The organism is Mesorhizobium sp. B2-4-19, assembly GCF_006441315.1.
GTDB lineage: Bacteria > Pseudomonadota > Alphaproteobacteria > Rhizobiales > Rhizobiaceae > Mesorhizobium.
The window spans coordinates 54,936-77,561 of record NZ_VFUV01000008.1 but is presented as its reverse complement, the minus strand read 5'-3'; the positions used below and the strand labels follow the sequence as shown (position 1 = coordinate 77,561).

The 22,626-nt window shown below is 64.1% G+C and carries 22 protein-coding genes; 13 read left to right on the top strand and 9 right to left on the bottom strand.

Translation table 11 applies throughout. The features are described from left to right. Positions 1–46: 46 nt before the first annotated feature. The 4 genes from FJ546_RS15715 (at position 47) to FJ546_RS31605 (ending at position 2,806) form a co-directional block, all read left to right on the top strand. Positions 47–283: a hypothetical protein gene (locus FJ546_RS15715; protein ID WP_140890178.1), complete on the top strand. Its 237-nt coding sequence runs from the start codon at positions 47–49 to the stop codon at positions 281–283. A gap of 79 nt (positions 284–362) precedes the next feature. Next, positions 363–1,148, top strand: coding sequence for a ThuA domain-containing protein (locus tag FJ546_RS15710; RefSeq protein ID WP_140890177.1), 786 nt, complete (start codon positions 363–365; stop codon positions 1,146–1,148). 16 nt (positions 1,149–1,164) lie between these two features. Next, entirely contained in the window at positions 1,165–2,214 is a 1,050-nt protein-coding gene (locus tag FJ546_RS15705) for a Gfo/Idh/MocA family oxidoreductase (RefSeq protein WP_140890176.1), read from the top strand. A 358-nt stretch (positions 2,215–2,572) separates the two neighbouring features. After that, positions 2,573–2,806 carry a helix-turn-helix domain-containing protein gene (locus FJ546_RS31605; RefSeq protein ID WP_246686856.1) on the top strand — a complete coding sequence of 78 codons (234 nt, stop codon included), beginning with the start codon at positions 2,573–2,575 and terminating at the stop codon, positions 2,804–2,806. A gap of 53 nt (positions 2,807–2,859) precedes the next feature. Here FJ546_RS31605 and FJ546_RS15690 read toward each other — a convergent pair whose 3' ends face one another. From FJ546_RS15690 to FJ546_RS15665, 6 genes are all read right to left on the bottom strand, one after another. Next, entirely contained in the window at positions 2,860–3,108 is a 249-nt protein-coding gene (locus tag FJ546_RS15690; protein ID WP_140890174.1) for a DUF680 domain-containing protein, read from the bottom strand. A 187-nt stretch (positions 3,109–3,295) separates the two neighbouring features. Next, complete coding sequence (locus tag FJ546_RS15685; protein WP_140890173.1) at positions 3,296–3,940, bottom strand: TetR/AcrR family transcriptional regulator; 645 nt, start codon at positions 3,938–3,940, stop codon at positions 3,296–3,298. A 102-nt stretch (positions 3,941–4,042) separates the two neighbouring features. Then, positions 4,043–4,819, bottom strand: a complete 777-nt coding sequence (locus tag FJ546_RS15680) for an SDR family oxidoreductase (protein WP_140890172.1) — start codon at positions 4,817–4,819, stop codon at positions 4,043–4,045. A 12-nt stretch (positions 4,820–4,831) separates the two neighbouring features. Beyond that, entirely contained in the window at positions 4,832–5,866 is a 1,035-nt protein-coding gene (locus FJ546_RS15675; RefSeq protein ID WP_140890171.1) for a phosphotransferase, read from the bottom strand. Then, a complete protein-coding gene (locus FJ546_RS15670; protein WP_010911413.1) occupies positions 5,863–6,348 on the bottom strand; it encodes a MaoC family dehydratase in 486 nt (161 codons plus the stop codon). The genes FJ546_RS15675 and FJ546_RS15670 overlap by 4 nt, the downstream gene beginning before the upstream one ends. Before the next feature lie 39 nt (positions 6,349–6,387). Beyond that, positions 6,388–7,203 carry an SDR family oxidoreductase gene (locus tag FJ546_RS15665; RefSeq protein WP_140890170.1) on the bottom strand — a complete coding sequence of 272 codons (816 nt, stop codon included), beginning with the start codon at positions 7,201–7,203 and terminating at the stop codon, positions 6,388–6,390. Positions 7,204–7,317: 114 nt separating this feature from the next. Between FJ546_RS15665 and FJ546_RS15660 the strand changes: the two genes are divergently transcribed. From FJ546_RS15660 to FJ546_RS15635, 6 genes are all read left to right on the top strand, one after another. Next, positions 7,318–8,559, top strand: coding sequence for an acyl-CoA dehydrogenase family protein (locus FJ546_RS15660; RefSeq protein ID WP_140890169.1), 1,242 nt, complete (start codon positions 7,318–7,320; stop codon positions 8,557–8,559). A 56-nt stretch (positions 8,560–8,615) separates the two neighbouring features. Further along, entirely contained in the window at positions 8,616–9,653 is a 1,038-nt protein-coding gene (locus FJ546_RS15655) for a zinc-binding dehydrogenase (RefSeq protein ID WP_140890168.1), read from the top strand. Positions 9,654–9,868: 215 nt separating this feature from the next. Then, entirely contained in the window at positions 9,869–11,050 is a 1,182-nt protein-coding gene (locus FJ546_RS15650) for a glycosyltransferase family 87 protein (protein ID WP_140890167.1), read from the top strand. After that, positions 11,043–12,023 carry a glycosyltransferase family 2 protein gene (locus tag FJ546_RS15645; protein ID WP_140890166.1) on the top strand — a complete coding sequence of 327 codons (981 nt, stop codon included), beginning with the start codon at positions 11,043–11,045 and terminating at the stop codon, positions 12,021–12,023. Before FJ546_RS15650 ends, FJ546_RS15645 begins: the two co-directional genes overlap by 8 nt. Beyond that, positions 12,020–12,838 carry a ChbG/HpnK family deacetylase gene (locus FJ546_RS15640; RefSeq protein ID WP_140890165.1) on the top strand — a complete coding sequence of 273 codons (819 nt, stop codon included), beginning with the start codon at positions 12,020–12,022 and terminating at the stop codon, positions 12,836–12,838. The genes FJ546_RS15645 and FJ546_RS15640 overlap by 4 nt, the downstream gene beginning before the upstream one ends. Continuing rightward, positions 12,835–13,245, top strand: coding sequence for a GtrA family protein (locus tag FJ546_RS15635; RefSeq protein WP_140890164.1), 411 nt, complete (start codon positions 12,835–12,837; stop codon positions 13,243–13,245). The genes FJ546_RS15640 and FJ546_RS15635 overlap by 4 nt, the downstream gene beginning before the upstream one ends. 3 nt (positions 13,246–13,248) lie before the next feature. Here FJ546_RS15635 and FJ546_RS15630 read toward each other — a convergent pair whose 3' ends face one another. The 3 genes from FJ546_RS15630 to FJ546_RS15620 all read right to left on the bottom strand — a co-directional run bounded on the left by FJ546_RS15630 (position 13,249) and on the right by FJ546_RS15620 (position 18,567). Then, entirely contained in the window at positions 13,249–16,380 is a 3,132-nt protein-coding gene (locus FJ546_RS15630) for an efflux RND transporter permease subunit (RefSeq protein ID WP_140890163.1), read from the bottom strand. Next, complete coding sequence (locus FJ546_RS15625) at positions 16,377–17,537, bottom strand: efflux RND transporter periplasmic adaptor subunit (RefSeq protein ID WP_140890162.1); 1,161 nt, start codon at positions 17,535–17,537, stop codon at positions 16,377–16,379. Before FJ546_RS15625 ends, FJ546_RS15630 begins: the two co-directional genes overlap by 4 nt. A gap of 202 nt (positions 17,538–17,739) precedes the next feature. After that, complete coding sequence (locus FJ546_RS15620) at positions 17,740–18,567, bottom strand: MurR/RpiR family transcriptional regulator (RefSeq protein ID WP_140890161.1); 828 nt, start codon at positions 18,565–18,567, stop codon at positions 17,740–17,742. Positions 18,568–18,703: 136 nt separating this feature from the next. Between FJ546_RS15620 and FJ546_RS15615 the strand changes: the two genes are divergently transcribed. The 3 genes from FJ546_RS15615 to FJ546_RS15605 all read left to right on the top strand — a co-directional run bounded on the left by FJ546_RS15615 (position 18,704) and on the right by FJ546_RS15605 (position 22,554). Beyond that, entirely contained in the window at positions 18,704–19,522 is an 819-nt protein-coding gene (locus FJ546_RS15615) for an N-formylglutamate amidohydrolase (protein ID WP_140890160.1), read from the top strand. A gap of 22 nt (positions 19,523–19,544) precedes the next feature. Continuing rightward, the gene (locus FJ546_RS15610; RefSeq protein WP_140890159.1) at positions 19,545–21,086 is read left to right on the top strand and encodes an amino acid permease; all 1,542 of its coding nucleotides are present in this window, start codon (positions 19,545–19,547) and stop codon (positions 21,084–21,086) included. Positions 21,087–21,183: 97 nt separating this feature from the next. Further along, entirely contained in the window at positions 21,184–22,554 is a 1,371-nt protein-coding gene (locus tag FJ546_RS15605; protein ID WP_027047383.1) for a glutamine synthetase family protein, read from the top strand. The last annotated feature ends 72 nt before the right edge of the window (positions 22,555–22,626 follow it).

The following is a 22,626-nucleotide window of genomic DNA, read 5'->3' as shown; positions in this document are numbered from 1 at the left end:
GCCGCCTGCGTTCGTTGTGCGGCGACAGGTCGAGGGAGAAGTGCCGATGCCGTCGAAGTCCGCGCCGAAATCGCCGCAGCCGAAAGCCAAAACCGACGCTGTTCGCTCGCTGGAACATGAGCGGCATCGCGGGGCAGACGCCGAAGAGGAACTCGAGGAAGGCCTTGAGGACACGTTCCCGGCCAGCGATCCGGTGTCCATCATCAGTTCGGCGATCCCCGGCGCACCCGCCAAGCCGGGCAAGGCCAAGACCGTTCCTGGCCGAAAAACCCGCAAGCCCTGATTTTCAGCAATTTTGGTCGACAGGCATCTTTCCAAGGTATCGCCAGTTGGGATATTCAAAGCGCTTTGGAGGAGGAAAAATGCCAATAAAAGCTGTTGTCTGGGGCGAGAACGTCCATGAACAGACCAATGCCGCCGTGCGCGACCTCTATCCGTTGACCATGCACGGCACCATTGCCGCGGCGCTCAACCAGGACAAGGACATCGAAGCAACCACCGCCACCTTGCAGGAGCCGGAGCACGGGCTGAGCGAGAAACGCCTGGCCGCCACCGACGTGCTTTTGTGGTGGGGCCATGCCGCGCATGGCGAGGTCAAGGACGAGATCGTCGAGCGCGTGCAGAAGCGGGTCTGGGAAGGCATGGGGCTGATCGTGCTGCATTCCGGCCATTACTCGAAAATCTTCAAGCGGCTGATGGGCACGCCCTGTTCGCTGAAATGGCGCGAGGCGGGCGAGCGCGAGCGTGTCTGGGCGATCAACCGTGGTCACCCGATCGCGCAAGGCATCGGCGAATGCCTGGAGATCGGCGAGACGGAAATGTATGGCGAGCCCTTCGCGGTGCCGGAGCCGCTGGAGACGGTGTTCGTCTCCTGGTACGAGGGCGGCGAGGTGTTCCGTTCCGGGCTGACCTACCAGCGCGGCGCGGGCCGCATTTTCTATTTCTCACCCGGCCACGAGACCTATCCGATCTATCACAATGAGGGCGTGCAGCAGGTGCTGCGCAATGCCGTGCACTGGGCGCACAATCCGGCACCCGCATGGTCCGGCATCACCAATGCGCCGAACGTGCCGACGGACAAGGCCAAGGAGAAGATCGTGCAGAAGGGCCTGCGCCTGCATGCCGATGGCGATAAGGGGTTGAGTTGATGGGGAACCTGATCTGATGCATCGCCTGCTCTTGCTCGGCACCGGCTGGATCGCCGGACATCATATCGAAGAGTTCGCAAAGGTTCCTGGCTGCAGCATTGTCGCCTGCGTCGATCAACTGCCTGGCCGCGCCGCGGCGTTTGCCGCTGCCAACGAGATCGGCGCTTCTTTCGAGCGCCTTGAAGCGGCGATCGCCTGGGGCGATTTCGACGCCGCCATCAACGCGACTCCGGACGGTGTGCACAAGGCGACGACGCTGGCGCTGCTTGCCGCGGGAAAACATGTCTTTTGCGAAAAGCCGCTGGCGCCGAACCATGCCGATGCGCTTGCCATGACCGAAGCGGCCGAGGCCGCCGGCCTCGTCAACATGGTCAATCTCACCTACCGCAATTCACCGGCGATCCAGGAAGCACGGCGTCTGGTGTTGGCGGGCGCGATCGGCGAATTGCGCCATGTCGAGGCGAGCTACAAGCAGAGCTGGCTGGTCAGCAAATCCTGGGGCGACTGGCGCGTCGAGGACAAATGGCTGTGGCGACTGTCGACCCGGCACGGTTCGACCGGGGTTCTGGGCGATGTCGGCATCCACATACTGGACTTCGCCACCTATGGCGCGGCCCAGGATATTATCAGCCTGCACGCCGACCTGGTGACGTTTCCGAAGGCTGAAGGCGACCGGATCGGCGACTATATGCTGGACGCCAATGACAGTGTGGCGATGACGGCACGGCTGGCATCCGGCGCGCTGGCGACGATCATGGCGAGCCGCTACACAACCGGCCATGGCAATGACCTGTCGCTGGCGCTGCATGGCACCAAAGGAGCGCTCAAGGTCGAGACCGATGGCAAGGCAGCGCGGCTGTCGGCGTGCCTGGGAGAGGATGTCGATGTTCAGCTCTGGCGAGAGCTGGCCGTGCCGGATGTCAAGCGCAACGCGCGGCGTTTTGTCGACGCGCTGGATGCCGGGCAGAATGGCGACCCGTCCTTCCGGCGCGCCGCCGACATTCAGAAGCTTATCGACGCCGCCTTCGAGAGTTCGGCGAGCAGGCTGCCGATTTCGGTCGGCTGACATCGGGCCATCGCAGCGGTTGGCAGTCTTGGCGCAAAGCGATAGCCGGGATTGCCGTCGCGCCAGGCGGTCTGCCCCCTCAGCCGGTTCATGGTTGACAGATATTCGTCTTCCGAGGTCGACCAACGCCGCCTGATGCGCATCATCGTCGATGAGATAGACGCGGCACGGCCGGCCAGGGACATGGTGCTGTCGAGGCTGATAGAGCTGATTGAAACGCTGCGGCGGGATGGCGCGCGGCGCGCGTCACAGCCACAGGACTGCCTGGCGGCCTTGCGGACCCGAAGCTGGCGAGGGCGCTTGCCCTGCGGATGTCGGCAGAGCGTGGACGGTCGCCGAACTCGCCAGAAGTGCCGGAATGTCACGCTCGCGCTTTGCGCGGCGGTTCGCCGATATCGTCGGGGCGGCACCGGTCGAATATCGGCTGGCGTGGCGCATGACGCTGGCCAAGGATGCCTTGCTGCATAGTCACAAGCCGCTCAGCCAGACGGCTGCCGATGTTGGCTATCAATCGGCTAACCCCTTCAGCACCGCTTCAGCGGCCAAGGTTGGCCGCGCACCAACTCAATATCAGGCGCAGACCCTGGGCTAGCTGTGGGTATCGTCCATGCCCGGGGGAAACCCCGGGCGGGTATGCGGTCGATCTTAGAACGCGCTCGGCAGGATCCAGGGATTGATGCTGATGCCAAGGCGCGGGCCCTTGCCTTCAGCGGTATTTTCCGCGGCGCCCTTCTTCTCGACCGAGCCGGTCGAGGCGCAATCCAGCTTCACATTGGTCTTGGTGTCGACGCAGGTCGCGGCCGGCAGGTGCTTGACCGGCTGGGTGGTGCTGGCGGCGAAGGCCGAACCGGAAAGTGCCAGCACGGCGGCGAGGGTGAGGAGTGTCTTTTTCATCGTCGGTCTCCGTTCTCAACGGGTGAATTTCTTCCGTACATGTACGGTGCCGCGTACAAATACGTCCGCCGATCGCGAAGTTCAAGTCAAGATCGTATGCGTACGATAAATTTTTGTTAACCAAGAATTTGCCCTGGGTTTGGTCCGAAAGGGCGGCGAGGAAGCGTGGAAACGAAGGAGATGTCGTTCAGCAGTTGACCAGTGTGTCGGTCAATGGCGGCACGTTCTGGGTGCTGAGTGCGGCCAGTTGCAAGTCGCACATGCGCTTCACGAAAGCCTGCGGGTCGCCGAAGGGATAGAAGGGAAAGGTGATCAGAAGCGAGATCGTGCCGTGGCCGACCGCCCACAGCATGGTGGCGATGGCGCGCGGATCGCCTTGCAGTTTTCCGGCGGCGACGCAGGCTTCGACCCGCGTGATCAGCACCTTCATCGCCGGGTTGGCCTCGTGCATTTCTTGAAAACTCCGACCTTCCGGCAGCCTGGTCTTTTCGGTCATGAAAACGGTGCGGTATTCATTGGGATTGCCGAGGCCGAAGGCGGCATATTCGGTCATCACCGCCTGCAAGGCCTCGATCGGATCGTCGGACGGATGCTCCTCGATGCGGCGGGCGAGCGTTTCGAAGGCGTCTTCGGCCAGCGCGAACAGAATGTCCTGCTTGTCGGCGAAATAGGAATAGACCGACATCGGCGCGTAGCCGACCCGCTTGGCCAGCTTGCGGATGGTCAGGCCCTCATAGCCTTCTTCCTGGACGAGCTTATGCGCGGCTTCGACCAGTTCGGAACGCAGCTCGGCCTTCTGTTTCTCACGGCGTTTCTTGACGCTCAGCGGCAAGTCCGGTGCCTTTCGGTGGTGTCGGGGGTTGGCGGTATCTGGCTAAATTATATACACTGTACGGAAACGGACAAGGGCGCCGCAGGTTCCCAAGCGGTAGGCTCAGATCGCCCCGACGCCGCCGTCTATGGCCAGCGCATGGCCGGTCATGAAGGAATTGGCCGGGTCGGCGGCGAACAGGATGGCGGCGATGATTTCGTCGACCTCCGCCACGCGTTTCATCGGCACGCCGCGTGTCAGGTCGGCCAACGCCTCTGCCTCCGGGGCACCAGAGGCGCGCACGAAACTGTCCACCATTGCCGTCCTTGTGTGGGCCGGGCAGATGGCGTTGATGCGCACACCCTTGGTCGCATATTCGGCGGCCGCCGATTTGGTCAGCCCGACGACGCCATGCTTGGCGGCCGCATAGACCGAGAGTTTCGGCGCGCCGACCAGTCCGGCAACCGAGGCGATATTGACGATGGCGCCGCCCTTGGCCGTCGCCCTGAACTGTCGCTCCATCTGCGGGATCTGGTGCTTCATGGCATAGAAGACGCCAAGCAGGTCGATCTCAAGCACGCGGCGGGCCTCGTCCGATGGAACCTGCGGCAGGCGCACGAAACTCTGGACGATGCCGGCATTGTTGATGGCGACATCCAGCCTGCCGAATCTTTCGACCGCCAGCCGGACCAGGTCCTCGGACAATTTTTCGTCCGCTACGTTGCCGGCCAGGAACACCGTCTCGGCGGGCAAGGTTGCGGCGAGATCGGCGAGCGCCTTTTCGTCGATGTCCGACAGCATCAGCCGCGCGCCCTCGGTGGCAAAGCCTTTCGCAGCACTCCGGCCGAGGCCGCCGGCGGCACCTGTGATCAGCACCGTTGCTCCGTCAAAGCGGCCCATAATGGCTCCCCGTCATGTCTGCCTGTCGATCAGTCTGGCGGCGAGATGCGACAGCAGCTTCACCGCCTCGCCATAGGTCCTGGCCTTTTCGGGATTGGAGGCATTGCCGTCCAGCGCGCGCCTGTAGACGCCCTGGCAGATCGCCGCCAACCGGAAGAAGGAGAAGGCGAGGAAGAAAGTCCAGTTGCCGATGCCGCTGAGCCCGCGCCGCCGGCAATAGGCAGCGACGTAGTCTTCTTCGGAAGGCAGGCCGAGCGCGGCGCGGTCGACGCCGCCGAGGCCGCGAAAGCCTGAAACATGCGGCAGGCGCCATTGCATGCATTGATAGGCGATATCGGCAAAGGGGTGGCCAAGCGTCGACAACTCCCAGTCGAGCACCGCGATGACCCTTGGCTGGCCCGGCGCGAAGATCAAATTGTCCAGCCGGTAGTCGCCATGCACCAGCGATATCAGGCCGTCATCCGCGGGCAGGTGCGTTTCCAGCCAGGCGATCAGTCGGTCCATGTCGGCAATGATGGCGGTTTCGGAGGCGCGGTACTGGCTGGTCCAGCGTGCCAGCTGCCGTTCGAAATAATTGCCCGGCCGGCCGAAATCGGAAAGACCCACCGCGTCGACATCGACCTCGTGCAGGGCCGCGAGCGTGCCGTTCATGGCGTCGTAGATGGCGGCGCGTTCATCGTTGTCCCGTGCCTCGGGCAATGCCGGATCCCAGAAGATACGGCCGTCGAGGAAATCCATGACATAGAACATGCGGCCGATCGGCGAGTCCTCGGCCGACAGATGCAGCATTTTGGGCACCGGAACGGCGGTGCCAGCAAGCGCCTTCATCACGCGGAATTCGCGGTCGACCTGATGCGCCGATTTCAGCAACTGCCCCGGCGGCTTGGCGCGCAGCACGCAGCGGCCGCTGGCCGCCGTAATGAGATAGGTCGGGTTGGACTGACCGGATTTGAATTTTTCGATTGAAGCAAGCCCGGAAAAGCCGGGAATTTCCGCCTCGAGGTAAGGCGCAAGCGCTGCCTGGTCGAGCGCGTTGGGGTCGATCATGCGGTCTCGGGCTGGCGTTCGATCAGCGTCAGCGTCAGCCAGCGCGCGGTCAGGGCCGGTTTCTTCGAGCCCTCGATCTCGATCGTCACGTCGTGCGCCGTCTGCACCCAGCCCGAGGGTCTCACCTTGACGTCGGCCAGCACGAAACGGGTGCGGATGCGCGCGCCGGTCTTCACCGGCGCCAGGAAGCGCAGCGAATCGAAACCGTGGTTGACGCCCATCTTGCTGTTTTCCAGCGGCGGCATTGTCTCGAACGTCATTGCCGACAGCAGCGACAGCGACAGGAAGCCGTGCGCGATGGTGCCGCCGAACGGCGTCTCGCGCTTGGCCCGCTCGGGATCGCAGTGAATGAACTGGTGGTCGTCGGTGGCGTCGGCGAACTGGTCGATCATGCGCTGCGTCACCACCCGCCACGGCGAAACGCCAACCTCCTTGCCGACACTGGCCAGAAGCACATCGAGACTGATCGGTTCCACGCTCATGTCCTCCAGTTCACCTCCGGCTTCTACGGCCGGAAAATGTCATTCCTTGAACAAGGTCAACCCATGCTGCACCGACTGCCCGCCGTCGATCGGCAGGATGGCGCCGGTGACATAGCTGCCTGCACGGCTGCACAAATAGAGCGTTGCGCCGGCAATGTCATCCGGTGCGCCGATACGGCCGATCGGAACATGGCCGCCGACGTGCCTGGCTTGCTCATCCGTACCGGTGGCAAAGGCCGTCATGCGGCTCTGGAAAGGGCCGGGGGCAAAGGCGTTGACGGTGATGCGGCGGGCGGCGAATTCGAGTGCGAGGGTACGCGTCAGGTGATGCACCGCGGCCTTGGACGCCGTGTAGGAATAGGCGTCGTCGGCCAGCGGCTGCGTGCCCATCACCGAACCCAGATTGATCACCCGGGCCGGATCGGCGTCGCTTGCCGCGGCCTCGAGCAGCGGCAGCAATTCGCGGGTCAGGTGGAAGACGGCGGTGACATTGACGCCGAGCACCTTGGCCCATGCCGAATAGGGGAAGCTCTCCAGCGGCGCGCCCCAGGAAACGCCGGCATTGTTGATCAGGATATCGAGCTTGCCGGTCCGCGCCTTGACCTCGGCGACGAGTGCGGCGATGCCGGCTTCGCTGGAGACGTCGCCGGCGAAGCCGTCGGCCCGGCCCGGGGCGCCAAGTCCGTTCAACGCATTGGCGACCCTGATGCAATCCTCGCCCTTGCGCGAAGCGATCATCACGCTGGCGCCGGCCTTGACCAGCGCTGTCGCCGCCATGCGGCCGATGCCGGTCGCCGCGCCCGTCACCAGCGCGGTCTTGCCGGCCACCGAAAACAGCTCGTCGAGATAGGCCATTCCAATCCTCCGCGCTTTGCCCTGGGCAAAGAGTTCGCGTTGACAAGGCTATCCGAAGTACGGTCATCCTTGCCACGGGTAAATTGCCGGGCCTCTATGAAGGGTTAGCGACCGATGACGGAGATGAATCTCGGCATGACCGAGCGGCTAAGGCCGATCCACGCGCGCGTCGCGGCCATGGTGCGTGACGAGATCATGCCACTCGACAAGGAATTCTTGGGCGAAGTGGGCAAGGCAGGCGACCGCTGGGTCTACAGCCCACGCCAGAGCGAAATCCTCGAAGGGCTGAAGAAGACCGCAAGGGAGCGCGGCCTGTGGAATTTCTGGCTGACCGGCTCGGAACGCGGCTACGGCCTGTCCACCGTCGAATATGCCTATCTCGCCGAGGAGATGGGCAAGGCGCATCTCGGTGCCGAAACCTTCAATTGTTCGGCGCCCGACACCGGCAACATGGAGGTGCTGGAGCGCTACGGCTCGGCCGAGCACAAGAAAGAGTGGCTGGAGCCGCTTTTGGACGGAAAAATCCGCTCGGCCTATCTGATGACCGAGCCTGACGTCGCCTCGTCCGACGCCACCAACATTGCGATGCGCTGCGAGCGGCAGGGCGACGACTATGTGCTCAACGGCGAGAAATGGTGGGCCTCGGGCGCGGGCGATCCACGCTGCGCCATCTACATCGTCATGGTGCGGACCGGCGGCGACGGCGAGCCGCAGCACCGTCGCCATTCGATGATCCTGGTGCCTACGGACACAAGGGGGGTGACCAAGGTTCGGGCCATGCAGGTCTATGGCGACGACGACGCGCCGCATGGCCATATGCACCTGCGCTTCGACAATGTGCGTGTTCCCGCCTCGAACCTGATCCTCGGCGAGGGCAGGGGTTTCGAGATCGCGCAAGGGCGGCTCGGTCCCGGCCGCATCCATCACTGCATGCGCGCCATCGGCCAGGCCGAGATGGCGCTGGAGATGCTGTGCCAGCGCTCCGTGCGCCGCGAGGCCTTCGGCCAGAAGCTGGCGAAACTCGGCGCCAATTTCGACATGATCGCCGAATGCCGCATGGAGATCGAGATGGCCCGGCTGCTCTGCCTCAAGGCGGCTTGGATGATCGACCAGGGCGATGCGCGCGCCGCTGCCCCCTGGATCAGCCAGATCAAGGTCATCGCGCCGCGCGTCGCGCTGAGGATCACCGACGAGGCGGTGCAGATGTTCGGCGCGCAAGGCATCAGCCAGGACACGCCGCTGGCGCGGTCGTGGACGCATCTGAGGACATTGCGCCTGGCCGACGGGCCCGACGCCGTGCATCGCCGGCAGGTGGCGCGGACGGAGCTGAAGAAGTACACGCAGGAGAAGCTCTGAGCAGGAGCTCGGTCTCCTGCGCTATGGCCTTCTGCCAACAACAAGGAGTGTCACCGATGACCATCCCCTCCGAAATGAAGGCGTTGCTCCTGGTCGGCGACGGCTACACCAAGACGCCGAGCGGCAGTGCGCTCGAGGCGATGAAGCCCTATCTCGAGCCGGGCCGCATCGCGGTGCCTACGCCGGGCCCGAGCCAGGTGCTGATCAAGGTCAGCCTGGCTTCGATCAACCCATCCGATGTCGCCTTCATCAAGGGTCAGTACGGTCAGCCGCGTGTCAAGGGCCGGCCAGCCGGCTTCGAGGGTGTCGGCACGGTCGTCGCCGCCGGCGACGAGCCCTATGCCAAAAGCCTCGTCGGCAAGCGCATCGCCTTCGCCACCGGCCTTAGCAACTGGGGATCGTGGGCTGAATATGCCGTCGCCGAAGCGGCGGCCTGCATTCCGCTGCTCGATACGGTGCGCGACGAGGACGGCGCGGCGATGATCGTCAATCCGATTACCGCCATCGCCATGTTCGACATCGTCAAGCAGGAGGGCGAAAAGGCCTTCGTCATGACCGCCGGCGCCAGCCAGCTTTGCAAGCTGATCATCGGGCTGGCCAAGGAAGAAGGGTTCCGGCCTATCGTCACCGTGCGCCGCGATGAGCAGATCGTGCTGCTGAAGGAGATCGGCGCTGCCCATGTGCTCAATGAGAAAGCGGCGGATTTCGAGGCTGCGTTGCGCGAGGTGATGAAGGCGGAGCAACCGCGCATCTTCCTCGATGCGGTCACCGGGCCGCTGGCTTCTGCCATTTTCAATGCGATGCCGAAACGGGCGCGCTGGATCATCTACGGCCGGCTCGACCCGGACGCCACCATCATCCGCGAGCCCGGCCAACTGATCTTCCAACACAAGCATATCGAGGGCTTCTGGCTGAGCGAATGGATGCGGCAATTCAAAGACCGGCGTGGTCCGGCGATCCAGGAGGCGCAGAAGCGTTTTTCCGACGGGCGCTGGTCGACCGATGTGACTGATATCGTGCCGCTCGCCGAGGCGATGGCGCGGGTGCCGGCGGAACTGGCCAAGCCCAATGGCAAGGTTTTCATTCGGCCTTGATGCTGTTCGAAGCAACGCCAGAGGCGCGAATACGAGGCCCTTCAGAGGTTCTTCCCGGTCGGAAGCCGCGGCGTCCAACCATCCGCGGCGGCCCGCGGAGATGATGGCCGCGTCTTTCAGCCCCTATGCCACTTCGCTTTGTCCGTGATATGCCGCCATCGAAATGCCGGACGGTGCGGGCAAGGGCTTGTTCCGGAATGTGTGGGGTGCCTTTGATGACGATTTCCAAGCCGGTTTTCGACCGTCTGGGACTTGGCCTGTGGATGGGAGCGTTCCTGGTCGTCCTTGCCATGATCCTGTGGTCGCCCGACACGCGTTCGGTGTTGATGGCCTACAGATACGGCAGTCAGGAATTCCTGGCCGGCCGGCCGCTCTACAATATCCAGTCCGAGATGGGATATCTCTACGCCCCGGCCTTTGCCGCCCTCTATGTTCCCATACTCAAGCTCGGACCGCATCTGGGTGGACTGGCGTGGCATATCATCGGTTTCGCGGTGCTGACCTTTGCCGCGATGCGGCAGGTGCGCAGGCTCGGCGGCGGGGAATTGCCATGGCTGCTTTCCTTCGGCCTGTTCCTTGCCTTGCCGATGGCGCTGGGTGCGATCCGTAACGGCCAGGCGACGATCCTGCTGACCGGCGCCTGCTGGCTTCTCACCTTGTCGGCGCTCGAAGGGCGGCGTGCCGAAACCTTCTTCTGGGCTTCGGTTGCCATCATCGCCAAACCGACCGCGATCATCATGCTGCTCCTGGCGGGAGCCCTGCGGCCTCGCCTGATACCGGTGCTGGTGCTGGCGGTGCTGTTCGTGCTCGCTCTGCCTTATGCCTTTGCGCCGGCGGGCTATCTCAACGACCAGTATCGTGTTTTTGGCGGGATGCTGACCTCGATGGCTGTCGACAACACCAGCCACTTTGTTCCCACCGACTTCACGGCGCCCTTCACCACAATCGGGCTGCCCCTCCCGGAATTCGGCGCAACCATCGTGCGCATCGTCATGGCCCTGTTCACGCTTTCATTCGTCATCTGGTTCGATCGCAAGCTCGAACGCGGGACGGCTGGTCTCGCCATCTTCCTGGCGGCGACGTTCTACATGTGCGTCTTCAACCCGCGCGTCGAGCCCAACACTTATGCCATGATCGCCGTGCCGGCCGGTCTCGCTGTTGCCTTGTTGTGGCGCGAGGAACGAGGCGGTGTCCTGGCTTCGGTGCTGTCCGTGATGCTGTTCCTGACCGGATTGACGGGCGTCGAACATCACATCCATGATTTCCTGTACCCCTGGTTCCGGCCGATCGCGGTGACCCTCGTTGCCGGTCCCCTGATCTGGTGGTTCTGGGCCAAAGCGCGAGGCAAGGTGACGCGAGACAAGGTGATGAATGAAAGGCCTGTCGCAAATGGCTGAGTCGCGGACCGTTCTCGATATCGTCGCGCCGTTCTTGAACGAGGCGCAGTCGGCATCGGCCTTTGCCGCATTGCTCGACAAGCTCGAAGCCGAAGTGTCGCAGCGTTTCGGCATGGAAGTCCACAAGATCCTGGTCGACGACGGCAGCCGCGACGATGGCGCCGAGCGGTTTTCACAAGCGTTGTCGGGTTCCTGGGAGATCGTGCGGCTCAGCCGCAATTTCGGCAAGGAGGTCGCGGTGCTCGCCGGCCTCGACCAGTCGCGGGGCGCCATGGCGCTGGTCATGGACGCCGACCTCCAGCATTCGATGGACACCAGCCTGAAGATGATCGCCGAACTGGTGGATAATCCGGATATCGACGTCGTCTACGCACAGAACGACCGCCGCGAGGCCAGTTGGCGGCGCAGCCAACTGGCGAAGCTGTTCTACAGCCTGATCAACAGCAGCCAGCGTTTCGACATTCCAGAAAATGCCGGCGACTTCCGCGTCATGCGTGGCGCCGTGGTGCGCGCGCTGACCAGCCTGCGTGACAAAAGACGCTTCAACAAGGGCCTGTTCGCCTGGGCCGGCTTCCGCCAGAAAGCCATAACCTATTCGCCCGAAAACCGTGTCACCGGCAAGTCGAAATGGAGCCGGCTCAACCTGATCGCCTTCTCGCTGGAAGGGTTTACGTCCTTTTCCGTCATCCCGCTGCGCATCATCAGCCTGAGTGGGATGCTGGCGGCGCTGGCGGGGATCCTCTACGGAGCCAAGGTGTTCTTCGAGGTGCTGTTCTACGGCATCGCCGTTCCCGGTTATCCCAGCCTCATGGTCGCCGTCGTCCTGCTCGGCGGCCTCAACCTCACCTTGCTCGGCCTGATCGGTGAATATGTCTGGGTCACGCTTTCGGAAAGCAAGGACCGCCCGGTCTATATCGTGCGCGATGTCGTGCGCGGCGTTTCGGACAGGCCACCAGGCGCATCCGGCGCATGACGCGGCGCATCCGCCTGATCGCCGACGATTACGGCCTGGCGCCCGGCGTTTCCGCCGGAATTCTCGACCTGCTCGATCGCGGCCGCCTGACCGGCACCAGCTGCATGACGGGCTTTCCGGAATGGCGTGATGCGGCTGCGCTTATAAAGCCGTTGCGCGGCCGCGTCGCGGTCGGGCTGCATCTTACCTTGACCGATCAGCCGGCCGTCACCGGCCGGTCGAGCCTGGCGCCGGAAGGCCGGCTGCCGCCGCTGCGTTCGCTGGCAATGCCGATCCTGCGCGGCAAAATTGACGAGCACGATGTCCATGCCGAGCTCGACGTGCAGCACAGCCGCTTCGTCGAGGCGCTTGGCCGCCAGCCCGACTTCATCGACGGGCACCAGCACGTGCATTTCTTGCCTGTCGTGCGCACATGGCTGCGGAAATGTTTTCCCGAAGCCGGCCGTCGGCCGGCGCTGCGTGGCGCTCCGGCGCTGGGCGATGCCGTCGTCGCGCCGAAGGTCGCGGCAATCGCCGCCGTGGCCGCTGGCTTCAACCGCTCGATGGCGCGCGCCGGCTTCACCCTTTTCGAGCCGCTCGCCGGCATCTATGACTGGCGGCAGCCCGAACGGTTCGCGCCGGTTCTGCAGGCCGCCCTCGAGGCGCTGCCGGAACGAGGCCTGTTCATGTGCCATCCCGGCCATGTCGACGAGACGCTCCGGGCGCGCGACCCGATGCAAGGCGTGCGCGAGGTGGAATACGCGGTGCTGGCCTCCGACGCGTTCGGTGCGAGCCTCGCCCGCGCCGGCGTCGAGATCATGGACGGCAAGGGATGAGCGGCGCCGACCAGCCCCGGCGTTCGACCGGCAGCAAGATCGTGCGCTTTGCCATTGTCGGACTGGCGAACACGGCCATAGACCTTGCCGGCTTTTTTCTGTTGCTCAAGCTGCATGTCCCGCCGCTGCCGGCCAACGTCATCTCATGGTCGATCGCCGTCATCTTCTCTTTCGTGGCGAACGGCTTCTGGTCGTTCGAGCGCAACCAGGCCATCCGGCTGCATTACGCCTTCCTGCGTTTCGTCTCGCTTGGGGCATTGATTTCGCTCGGCGTCTCCAGCCTGTCGATCGCACTGTTCGCCGGCATCGTCGGCGTGTGGCCGGCGAAGATCGGCGGTGTCATCGTGGCGGCGGTGCTGAATTTCCTTGCCGCGCGCTGGTCGATCGAAGGCCGGTTGCTGAAATAGCAGCTATTCCGCCGGCTCCACACCGACGTAAGCGGCTTCCTCGAGCTCGCGCTTCAGGCGTGTTTCCTCGTGGGTCTTCGGTGTGACGAAGCGGCCAAGCAGGAGGTAGGCGACCGGCGTCAGGAACAGTGTCGAGACGGTGGCCAGCCCCAGCCCGCCGACGATGACCCAGCCGAGCGCCACGCGTGCCTCGGCACCCGCGCCCGCCGCCAGCACCAGCGGCACGCCGCCAAGTATGGTGCAGATCATCGTCATCATCACCGGCCGCAGGCGGATGGTCGAGGCCTGCTCGATCGCCTCGCGCACGCCGAGCCCGCGATCGCGCAACTGATTGGCGAACTCGACGATCAGGATGCCGTTCTTCGCCATCACGCCGACCAGGAGGACCAGGCCGATCTGACTGTAGGCGTTGAGGCTGGTGCCCGACAGCAGCAAGGCCAAGATCGCGCAGGCCAGGCCGAGCGGCACGGTCGCCATGATGATGACGGCGCTGACGAAGCTTTCGAACTGGGCCGCCAGCACCAGGAGGATGATGACCAGCGCGAAGCCGAAGATGGTGACCATGGCGCTGTTGGTTTCGCCCAGCGTGGCGGCTTCGGCCAGCGGCAGGATGCGGCTGCCCGGTGGCAGGAGCGGCGTGGCGATCTCTTCGGCGTGGCTCAGCGCATCGCCAAGCGCGAAATTGCCCGAGAGGTTGGAGGTGATGGCCACCGATGGCTGCTGCTGTTCGCGCGACAGCGACGGCGGCACGGCGCGTTCGGTCAGCGTGGCTATGGTCGACATCGGCACGAAGCGGCCGTCTCCCGTCTTCAGGAAGACGTTTTCCAGATCGGTCGGATCGTTGATCGGATTGGTGGTCGAGACCAGTTTCACGCCATAGCTGCGGTCGGCGATGTAGACGTCGACGACATCGTTGCCGTCGAGCATGGCCTGCATGGTGTTGGCCAGCCCCGTGATGTCGATACCGAGGTCCGAGGCGCGCTCGCGGTCGATGGCGACGGCCAGCTGCGGCTGCGTCGGATCGATCGACAGGCGCGGCGTCTGGAAGCGCGGATCCTTCTGCATCTCGGCGATGATCTTCACCGCCGCGTCGCCGAGCGCCTTGCGGTCGTTGCCGACCAGCGCGAATTGCAGGCCGTTGCCGGCGCCGCGGATGCCGAGGCTGTTGGGCTGCACCGGGAAGATGCGCACGCTGGGCACCTGTTTGGTCAGCTGGCTGATCTCGGCCATGATCTCCTGCTGGCTGCGGCTGCGCTCGTTCCAGGGCGCCAGCGTCATCACCATGAAGCCGGAATTGTAGGAGCCGTTCTGGCCGGCATTCTCGAAGGTCGAGCGGATCTCGCCGGAATCGCGCATCGGCTGGATCAGCTTCTCGATCTTCTGCATCTGCTGCGTTGTGTAATCGAGGCTGACGCCTTGCGGCGCATTGATGCGCAACAGCACGGCCGCGCGGTCCTCGGTCGGCGTCAGTTCCTGGCGGATGGTGCCGAACAGGGTGAAGGCAGTGCCGGCAAACAGCACCGCGATCAGAACCACGATCCAGGGCGCATCGAGGCAAGCGTGCAGGGCGCGCTTGTAGGCGGTATTCAGCACGCCGCCGATACGGGCGCCCATGCCGTGGCCACCCTCGTGGTGGAGCGAGGCGCCCGTCAGCATGCGCGAGGCGAGCATCGGGCAAAGCGTCAGCGCCACCACGCAGGACAGCAGCACGGACATGGCAAGCACGAAGCCGAATTCGCGGAACAGGCCGCCGGTCTGGCCGGGCAGGAAGGAGATCGGCACGAAGACGGCGACCAGCGTCAGCGTCGTGGCAACGACGGCGAAAAACACTTCCTGCGCGCCGAGCACGGCGGCTGCACGCGGCCCCATGCCCTCGTTGCGCCGTCGCACGATGTTTTCAAGCACCACGATGGCGTCGTCGACGACAAGGCCCGTCGCCAGCACCATGGCGAGCAGCGTCAGGATGTTGACCGAGAAGCCGGCCAGATAGATGGCGGCGATGGTGCCGATCATGGCGACCGGCATCGACAGGCCGGGGATGAGCGTGGCGCGCCAGTCGAGCAGGAAGATGTAGATGACGATCAGCACCATGGTCACCGACAGGCCGAGCGCGATCTCGACCTCGTGGACCGCGCCCTTGACGAAGACGGCGTCGTCGCTGGTGATCTTGATCGCCATGCCCTTGGGCAGGTTTTCCTGCAGCTTGGCGACGGCGGCCTGGACGCCGGTCGAGATGTCCAAAGTGTTCGATTCCGCCTGGCGGATGATGCCGATGCCGATGCCGGTCTTGCCATCGGAACGCAGTGTGGTCTGGCCGACATCGGGGCCGAGCGTGACGGTGGCGACATCGCGGATGCGCGTCGTGCCGCCGATGATGATGCTTTCGAATTCCCCGGGCGTGGTCACGTCCGCCGTCGTGCGGACGATCAGGTCCTGGTTGGTCGTGGTGATCGATCCGGCAGGGGAGTCGAAAGCGACCGACGCCAGGGCTGTCCGGAGGTCGGCCACGGTGAAGCCGAGGCTGGCGAGCTTGTTCTGGTCGACGTCGATGCGGAAGATCTTGTCGCGGTCGCCATAGACCTGGACGTCCGCGACGCCGGGCACGGCTGCCAGTTCGTCCTCGATCTGGTCCTGCACCACCACGGTCATGTCCTGGACCGACATGCTGTCCGATGTCACCGCCAGCCGCATCACCGCATCGGAATTGGCATCGGCCTTGACGATGCGAGGCGGATCGGCGGTGTCGGGTATCTGGTTGGCGACGCGGCCGACGGCATCGCGCACGTCGGAGGCCGCAACGTTGAGGTCGACGCCGTCGTTGAATTCGATCGTGACGCGGCTCTGGCCGAACGAGGAGGAAGACGAGATCGACTTGACACCGGAGACCCGGGCAACGGCGCCTTCGATCGTGTCGGTCAGCTCGCGGTCGACGGTTTCGGCCGCGGCACCCTGGAAGGTGGTGGAAACGGTGACCACGGCGCGGTCGACGTCCGGAAGTTCGCGGATCTCGACGCCGTAGAAGGCCGCGAGGCCGGCAACGGCGATGAGGACGTTGAGCACGAAGGCCATGACCGGCCTGCGAATGAACAGCGCGGTGAAGCCGGTATCGCTGGCGGCGTTGACGGGTCCGGTCATGAGCCTTCGGCGGTGTTGGCGGCGCGCTGCTCCTGGCCGGCGATGCGGACCTCGCCGCCCTCGCTGACGCTCTGCGTGCCTTCGGTGACCACCATGTCGCCGCTGGCGATCTCCGCATCAATCAGCACGGTCTCGGTGTTGCGCTGGACGATGCGCACCGGCACGCGCTTGGCCTTGCCGTCCTCGATCTGCCAGACATAGGCGCCGTCCGAGCCCCACAGGATCGCCAGCGGGCTAACGGCCGGGTAGGTCTCGCCAGGGAATTTCATGGTGATGGAGAACGACATGCCGGCGCGCAGCGAATCGGCGGGATTGGCGATCTTGGCCTTGACCAGCAGCGTGCGGCTCTTCTCGTCGATGTGGTTGTCGATGGCCGAGACCGTGCCGGTATAGGCGCTGCTCGGATTGGCGATCGGCGTCGCCGTCAGTTGCGCGCCGACCTTGACGGCGGCGGCGAAGCGCTCGGGCACCTGGAAATCCACCAGGATCGAGGAGCGGTCGTCGAGCGTGGCGATGGCCGACTGGTTTGTCACGTAGTTGCCGGCCGAGATCGGCAGGATGCCGACGGTGCCCGATATCGGCGCCAAAATGGAGCGGCGCTGCAGCGCAAGCTCGGCGTCCTGCAGCGCCAGCTTGGCGCCCGCCAGAACCACCTCTGCATCGGCCACCGCGACCGGCGTCGCGGCATTGGAGGCGCGCAGCGATTTGACGCGGTCGAGCTTGGACTGCGCATCCTGCAAGGCGAGCTTGGCCCGGTTCTGCGCGATGATCTCGGTCTCGGAATCGAGCGTCGCGATGATCTGTCCCTTGTCGACATGGCTGCCGGATTCGACCAGCAATTCGGCAAGGCGGCCGGAACTGTAGGGATTGACGGTCACCGCGGCGTTGGCGCGGCCGGTGCCGATCGCCTGCAGGCGGTCGTTGATGACAGCCGAGGCGGCCGGCGATGCAACGATGGTGGCAATCCGGGGGCCGCTGCGCCCCGCCTGCCGAGGGCCAGCCGCCGCCGTGTCCTGCGCCGGAGGTGTCGCGCCATAAGCCCAGTCGATGCCCCAACGCGCCAGCACTTGCGGAGCGTCGGGGTAGAAGCGCGCCCACGCAGCCGCTGCCGCGACCACGATCACAAACGCAAGGACAATCTGTTTCCAGCTCGGCATCGACACTCCAGCGGCAAGAATCGCCTGCCGGCTCCAGGCGGAAGCGGATGCAGCGACGATACGGGCTGGCGGCGAAAGCCGGCCACGCCACATCCCGGTATCACCGGTTTATGGCAATTATCACGCTATCGTGCACATTAAATCTCGGTAACGTGAATTCGAGATGCCCGCCTGGGGCGGATGCGATTGGCCGGTGACCTTGCTAACGCAGACCTTCCATCTCGCGGATGCGCCGGGCGCCGTCGGCCTCGAGCTGTCTGGTGACGGCGCCGATCAGCGTTTCGGCGACGACGAAGAGCGCGGCCGAGGAATCCCATGCGGAAGGCACCGCCGTTCGTCCGGCGATGACATGGCGGGCAAACCGGGCGATCGGCGACAGCCACTGGTCGGTGAACAGCACGATCTGGACGCCGCGCTGATGCGCCTTCTCGGCGAAGCGGACGAGGCTGTCCTGGTAGCGCCGGATGTCGAAGATCACCAGCACGTCGCGCTTGCCCATGTCGATCAGCCGGTCGCGCCACATGCTCTCCTGGCCGGCGAGGTGAAAGACGTCGGGCTGGATGACGGCAAGGTGGGCGGCCATGTAGCGCGCCAGCGGATCGGTGAAGCGGCCGCCGATGAGGAATGTCTTGCCACGCCGGTCGGCAAGCCGTGTCGCGATGTCCGCCAGCTGCTTGTCGGAGAGGTGGCGGAAGGTCTCGCGCATATTGTCGAGCGTCGCTTCCAGCATAGGCGAGACCGTGCCGCCGCCGGGCGAGGGCGGGTTGAGCGTTCGTATTGCCGGCGACTGCAGCTGCGCCGCCAATTCGTCCTGCAGGCTCGACTGGAACTCCGGATAGTTCTGGAAGCCGAGCCGGGCCACGAAGCGCAGGATCGTCGGCGAGGAGACGCCGGCCGCGGTCGAGAATTCGGCGACCGTCTTCAGGCCGATCATCGGATAGCTGGCGATCAGCGTCTGCGCCGCGCGCCTTTCGCCGGCCGGCATCGTGCCGATGCGGTCGGCGATCAGTTCGGCAATGCTGGAAATCATCTTTTCCCCCACCCCTTGGCCTGGTCCATGAGATCGCATTTGACAAAGCCTGGTAAACTGTATGAAATCATCCGTAGGGACGCAATGAGGCAAAATACGTAACATACGATACAGCGCTCCCCGGGGACGGCAGACTATGGAGAAAGCACGGCCGGCCAGCCTTGCATCGTCCGATACCGTGAGGGTGACGAACCCGGGCGGATCGAGCCCCTTCGTGCTGACCTGCGACCACGCCTCCAATTTCCTGCCCGCCGAATTCGGCACGCTCGGCCTTGCCGCCGAAGACCTGTCCCGCCACATCGCCTGGGATCCAGGCGCGCTGCCGGTGGCAACGCGCATGGCGCAAGCGCTCGATGCGACGCTGGTCGAAACCCGCATTTCGCGCCTCGTCATCGACTGCAACCGGCCGCTCGACGCGCCGGACCTCGTGCCGCCGATCAGCGAGACGACGGCCATACCGGGCAACGCCGGCCTGTCGGAAAAGCAGCGCGCGGCACGGATCGCCCTGTCATGGCAGCCATTTCACGGCACCATCGAACGCATCGTCGAGGAACGGCTGGCGCGCGGCCAGGAGACCCGGCTGGTGTCCGTGCATTCCTTCACACCAGTCTACAAGGGCCGCGACCGGCCTTGGCATATCGGCATCATCCATGACGAGGATCGCCGGCTGGCGTCGCCGCTGATATCGGCGCTCAAGCGGCTTGCCGGCATCACCGTCGGCGTCAACGAGCCCTATTCGCCGGCCGATCGCGTCTATTTCACGCTGGAACGGCATGCGCGCTCGCGCGGGTTGCCCTGCGCGATGATCGAAATCCGCAACGATGAAATCTCCGGTGAGACCGGGCAGCGGAAATGGGCGGATCTGCTCACCGGCATATTTTCGAATCTGGAGCCCGAGGAGGCCAGGGGCTCAAGACCAAGCGTAGTCGGCAAGTCATTTCAATCGGCCAGCTAAGAACCAACAGGGGAACTCGAACATGGCAACACCTGATCACACAGACAAGTCGGAGGACGTAAAAATCCTTCACAGTATGGGCTACGCCCAGGAATTGGCTCGCCGCATGGGCGGCTTCTCGAACTTTGCCATCTCCTTCTCGATCATCTGCATCCTGGCCGGCGGCATCACGTCATTCCCGCTGGCCATGGCTACTGGCAGCGGTTTCGAGGCGACCATCGGCTGGGTCATCGGCGGCGTCTTTGCGCTCGTGGTCGCGGCTTCTCTCGGCCAGATTGGATCAGCCTATCCGACAGCCGGCGGCCTCTATCACTGGTCCTCAATCCTCGGCGGACGCGGCTGGGGCTGGGCCACGGCTTGGATCAACTTGCTCGGCCTAATCTTCGTCGTCGCTTCGGTGAATGTCGGCGTCTACTTGCTGTTTCAGGGGCTCGTCGCGGGTCCGATCTTCGGTTGGGACACGTCGACCTGGGGCTTCTGGCAGCAGACGACGGCAGTCGTCTTGATTACCGTCACCCAAGGCCTCTTCAATCATCTCGGCATCAAAACGACGACAATGTTGACCGACTTTTCCGGCTATCTCATCCTCGTTGTCGCGGTCGTGCTGACGCTGACCTTCCTGATCTGGGGCGCGCATGGCTTCGATCTTGCGCGGCTGACGACTTTCGTGAACACGACCGGCGATCTCGGCGGTGGCTATGTTCCGACGGCCCGTACGGCGCTCGTGGCCTTCCTCATCGGCCTTCTCTACCCGCTTTATACCATCACCGGCTTCGACGCGTCGGCGCATACCGCCGAGGAAACGCACAATGCCCGCGTCGCGGTGCCCAGAGGCATGATCCACGCGGTCCTCTGGTCTCTCGTCTTCGGTTTTGTCATGGCGGTTTCCTTCGTCCTTGCCAGCCCCGATCTCGTGGCGACAGCCAAGGATGGCGGCAATGCCTGGTTCAACCTGTTCAACAATCTGCCGGCGCCAACCTGGCTCAAGGCTCTGCTCGGCATCGCCATCGTGCTGTCGAACTATCTATGCGCGCTGGCCGGGCTCACTTCGACCTCGCGCATGATCTTTGCTTTCTCGCGTGACGGCGGTCTGCCGGGGTCATCGCTGTGGAAGCAGGTTTCGCCGACCTGGCGCACGCCCGTCCCGGCCATCTGGCTCGGTGTTGTGCTGTCGATTGCCGCTACGCTCTATTCGCCGGCTTTCGCGGCGCTCGCAGCTGGTTGCGCTCTCTTCCTCTATGTCTCCTATGCCATGCCGATCGCAGCCGGACTTCTTGCGGAAGGAAAGAGCTGGACCGAATTCGGACCGTTCCGGCTCGGCATCTGGTCAAAACCGTTTGCCGTCATCACCGTGCTTGGTGTTCTGGTGTTGATGTATGCCGGCATCCAACCGCCGTTTGACATTCTGATCAACTATGCGATCGGATTGATCGTTCTGCTCGTCGTTTTGTGGTTCGCCGTTGAAAACCGGCGCTTCCAGGGGCCGCCCATCGGCGAGGCTGCAATCGCCAAGCGCAGGGCGAACATCGCTGCGGCCGAAAAGGCCGTCGGCGAATCCGCCTAAACAGGCAATCAAAACCGTGGCGGGTTCGCTCGCCACGGTTTTTTGTTCCCGTTCAATGTGACAAGCCCGAAACGCCAAGCGCTGGAGTGCCTCAGGAATGGCCGGAAATTTCTCGTTCGATCAGTTGAAGAAGGCGGTCTCCAGCGGTGAGATCGATACGGTGCTGGCCTGCATCGTCGACATGCAGGGGCGGCTGGCGGGAAAACGCTTCCTGGCGCAGTACTTCGTCGATTCCGCCCATGACGAAACGCATGGCTGCAACTATCTCCTGGCCGCCGACATCGATATGGAGCCGGTGCCTGGCTACAAGGCGGCAAGCTGGTCCAAGGGCTATGGCGATTTCGTCATGAAGCCGGACCTGGCCACGCTGCGGCGCATTCCGTGGCTGGAGAAGACCGCACTGGTGATCTGCGACGTGCTCGATCACCATACCCATGACGATCTGCCGCACTCGCCGCGCGCCATCCTGAAGAAACAGGTCAAGCGGCTCTCCGAGCGCGGCTATATCGGCTATTTCGCGTCCGAGCTCGAATTCTACCTGTTCAACGAGACCTACGATTCGGCCCGCAAGAAACACTGGCAGGGCCTCGACACCGCCTCGCCCTATATCGGCGACTACCAGATCGGCATCACCACCAAGGAAGAAGGCGTCATGCGCCGGCTTCGCAACGAGATGGAGGCGGCCGGCATCCCGATCGAGAATTCCAAGGGCGAGTGGGGCCCGGGCCAGGAAGAGATCAATGTGCGCTATGCCGAGGCGCTCGACATGGCCGACCGCCACGTCATCCTGAAGAACGGCGCCAAGGAGATCGCCGAGTCCGAGGGCAAGGCCATTTCCTTCATGTCCAAGTACAATTACGGGCTCGCCGGCAACTCCAGCCACATCCACAATTCGCTGTGGAGCGCCGACGGCAAGACGCCGCTGTTCTTCGACAAGAAGGCCGACTGGACGCTGTCGACGCTCGGCCAGCAATGGGCGGCGGGGCAGTTGAAATACGCCAAGGAGTTCACCTGGTTCCTGGCGCCCTACATCAACTCCTACAAGCGCTTCCAGGCCGGCACCTTCGCGCCGACCAAGATCATGTGGAGCGAGGACAACCGCACCGCCGGCTTCCGCCTGTGCGGCGAGGGCACCAAGGGCATCCGCATGGAATGCCGCATCGGCGGCGCCGACCTGAACCCCTATCTCGCCTTCGCGGCGCTGATCGCCGCCGGCCTTGCCGGCATCGACGAGAAGCTCGAACTGCAGAAGCCGTTCGTCGGCGACGCCTATCAGGCTTCGCGCCTGCCCGAAATCCCGAAGACGCTGCGCGACGCCACCGAGACGCTGGCCAAGTCGAAGATGCTGAAACAGGCGCTCGGCGAGGACGTGCTCGAACATTATGTCCACACCGCCAAGTGGGAGCAGTTCGAATACGACCGCCGCATTACGGATTGGGAACTGCACAGGGGGTTCGAGCGGTACTAAACTATGTCGGCTTCGCCGCCCTTGGCCATCGTCTGAAGGGCGGGCGGCGTCAAAAATCAAGATTTCATGAAG